At 30.1% G+C, this 3,491-nt stretch carries 2 protein-coding genes; both read left to right on the top strand.

Annotation, left to right across the window (positions count from 1 at the left end; genetic code table 11):
* Window positions 1–613: 613 nt before the first annotated feature.
* The gene (locus tag Q0138_RS06460; RefSeq protein ID WP_297982232.1) at window positions 614–889 is read left to right on the top strand and encodes a DUF6110 family protein; all 276 of its coding nucleotides are present in this window, start codon (window positions 614–616) and stop codon (window positions 887–889) included.
* Window positions 890–1,095: 206 nt separating this feature from the next.
* Window positions 1,096–3,249, top strand: a complete 2,154-nt coding sequence (locus Q0138_RS06455; RefSeq protein ID WP_297982229.1) for a heavy metal translocating P-type ATPase — start codon at window positions 1,096–1,098, stop codon at window positions 3,247–3,249.
* Window positions 3,250–3,491: the final 242 nt, after the last annotated feature.

The raw sequence follows: 3,491 nt of genomic DNA, 5'->3' as shown, positions 1-3,491 counted from the left end.
TATTATCAATAATAAATAATAAGAATTTTAAAAAATCAAACTTGGGAAGAATAAAAAAATTATAAAAAATGCCTATGAAAATTTACAAAATTCTTAAAAAAAAGCAAAAAAATTAGGTGAAAAACTTAAAAAGAAGCCCTTAAAGGAGAGATTTTAAAAAAATTTAGGCATCTCTAAATTAAGTTTAGGCATAACTAATACCATTTTAGGCATAACTAAAGTAAATTTTGGATAAACTAAATTTAAATTAGGTATAACTAAATAATTGGGCTCTATTTTAGAAATAAAGCAAAATTAAACCGAATGATTTATATACTAATAATTACATAAAAAAGATTATCTCATAAAAAAGAATTTACATGGAGAAATTGTATCCAAAAAATTATAGTTTTTTTTAAGATTTTAGGCATACCTAAAGATTTAAATAAAATCAAAAATTAAACTATAATTATAAATTCTAATATTAAAAAAATAATTTGATATGCATTTTAAAAATTGAATATTTAAAATCATATTAAAAAATTAATTAAAAAGAGGACAATTGAATATAAATTTTTTAATTAAACATTTTTAATATTTAGGATATGAGAACAAAAATATCAAAGGTGAAAAAATGGTAACTAGACAAGAATTAGCAGACAAAATGATTCAACACAAACATGCATTAATTTTCGTTGGTGGAATGGCAACAGCTTACGCAGGATACAAAATCCTAAAATCCCAAACTACAAAAGACTATGCTGCAAAAGGTATGGCAAAAGTCTTAACATGCAAAAGTGACATCGAAGAATCCATCCAAGACATTAAAGACAATGCAGAAGACATCCATGTAGATGCAAAAGCAGCACAAAAAGAAGCTGTCTGTGTTGATGTTACTGAAGAAGAATAAATTTTTAATCGAAATGATTTAATGATAAATTTTTTATTTTATTAAATCATTTACTATTTTTTATAATTTTCAAACATTTTTAATTAAATTAATTTTTATTATGAATAATCCCTTTTGAATCATTAAATAATTTTATAAGATTCATCCATTATTTGTTTTAAAAATTAAAATATCAATAATTAAAAATATTATTTTATTTTAGAGCCATGATTTACGATATAGTTTATGATAAAAACACCCGTTTAAGAGTTCGTGCTGGTAAAGAAGCATTTACTAAAGGGGAAACCTATGGCTTAACTGAAACCTTACTCGAATATGACTTCATAGACGAATGTTATATCTCTCACAGAAACGGTAGTATTCTTATTAATTACAGTGATAGAGCAAAAAGAGGAGAAATCCTCAATATCTTAGATAAAATTAGTCAAGCAGATCTTTATGAAACAAAAGCTAGTGAAGAGATTATTTCAAAAGAGTTATCTAATGACTTTGTTATAAACTTATCTAAAAAGATTTTAGGACGCTATTTAATTAAAATAGTATTGCCTATTCCTTTCAGAAAATTAAGAATGTTCTATCATGCAGCAGGATTCCTCTGGAGAGGATTCGACAGCCTAACAAGTTTCCGCGCTGATGTTGCACTTCTTGATGGAACTGCAATAGCTGCATCATTGCTTACCAAAAACTACAGTTCTGTAGGATCAATGATGTTCCTCCTGTCCATTTCAGACATGTTAGAAGATTATACCATGCAAAAAACTAAAAATACATTGAAAAATAGTTTATCATTAAACATTGACACTGTATGGTTAGTTGAAGATGATGGTGAAGGTGGAGAAATCGAAAAACCATATCCTATGACAAAACTTGAAAAAGGTGACAATATAAGAGTAAGAACTGGCGCATTGATTCCTGTTGACGGAGTTATCGTTGATGGAGATGCAATGATTAACGAAGCATCCATGACAGGAGAATCCTTGGCAGTTCACAAAGGTAAAGGTAAAGCTGTACATGCAGGAACTGTAATTGAAGAAGGTTCCCTAGTAATTGAAGTAAGATCAGTTAATGATGAGACAAGACTTAACAAGATCATCAACATGATTGAAGATTCCGAAGAGCTTAAGGCTGGAATTCAAAGTAAGGCTGAAAAATTGGCAGATTCAATTGTTCCATACAGTTTACTTGGAACTGCATTAACCTATTTGCTTACAAGAAATGTTACAAAAGCCTTGGCGGTTCTTATGGTTGACTTCTCATGCGCAATCAAATTGACTACCCCGATTTCAGTCATTACTGCAATGAGAGAAGCTTCAGATAATAGAATGATGGTAAAAGGTGGAAAACACCTTGAAGCATTTGCAAATGCAGACACCATCGTATTTGATAAAACCGGAACTTTAACCAATGCAAGTCCTGTTCTTGAGAAAGTCATTCCTTGTGGAAAATACGAAAGGGATGAAGTGCTGAGAATAGCTGCATGTATCGAAGAGCACTTTGCACATAGCGTAGCTACCGCAATTGTAAAGCAAGCTGAAAAAGAGGGCTTGATACATGAGGAAGATCATAGCGAAGTGGAATATATAGTGGCACATGGAATTTCAACTACTTACGATGGTAAAAAGGCAATCATAGGAAGCAGACACTTTGTTGAAGAAGATGAAGGCATCAAATTTACCAAAAAACAAGAAAAAATCATTGAAGAAAACATTAGCGAATATTCAGTTATTTATCTTGCAATTGGAAAGAAACTTCAAGGAATCCTTTGTATTGCAGACCCAGTAAGAGATGAAGCCCATGAGGTAATTAGCCAACTTAAAGAATTAGGAATTACAAATGTAGTGATGCTCACTGGAGACAGTGAAAATGCTGCAAATAAAATAGCTAATGATTTAGGAATCACCAGATACCAATCACAAGTCCTTCCAGAGGATAAGGCAAACATTATACAAGGCATTAAGGACGAAGGACACCAAGTAATTATGGTTGGAGATGGAATTAACGATTCACCTGCACTATCTGCAGCAAATGTATCAGTGGCTATGAGAAACTCCTCTGACATTGCAAGAGAAGTTGCAGATATTTCCTTACTTTCAGATGATTTATACGATTTAGTAACTCTTAGAAAGTTAGCTACTGGAATGATTGACAAGATCAACACCAATTACAGACACATTGTAATGTTCAATGGATCCTTAATTGGATTAGGTCTTTTAGGCATTATTCCACCTACAACAACTTCATTGCTTCACAACTTATCCACTATGTTATTTGGATTAAGAAGCACAAAGTCCGTTCTTCCAGAGGAAGAACCGGTAATTATTGAAGCTGAAACTGTGGAAAAGGAAACTGCAGCCGCTTAAAAAAAGACATTTATGTAAAATTATAAACAAATGTTTATAGTTTTACAATTTTTTATTTTTTATTTTTTATTTTTTAGAAGTTTTTAAAAACAAACCAACGCTTATTTTATAAAAAAACAATAAAAACAACTGAAAATAAATAAAACAAAACTCATTTTACTTTAAAAGTTTTCAAAACGAATCAATACTTATTTTATAAAAAAACAATAAAAACAACTGAAAATAAATAAAACAAAACTCAT

The sequence above is a fragment of the uncultured Methanobrevibacter sp. genome, assembly GCF_937906425.1.
In the GTDB taxonomy this organism is placed as follows: Archaea; Methanobacteriota; Methanobacteria; order Methanobacteriales; family Methanobacteriaceae; genus Methanobrevibacter.
The sequence above is the reverse complement of the archived record's forward strand: the minus strand, read 5'-3'. Positions and strand labels throughout refer to the sequence as shown.

What these genes read in the sequence shown, in the direction of transcription:
- Q0138_RS06460 (WP_297982232.1), top strand. Translation starts at nt 614, where the DNA reads ATGGTAACTAGACAAGAATTAGCAGACAAAATGATTCAACACAAACAT.
- Q0138_RS06455 (WP_297982229.1), top strand. Translation starts at nt 1,096, where the DNA reads ATGATTTACGATATAGTTTATGATAAAAACACCCGTTTAAGAGTTCGT.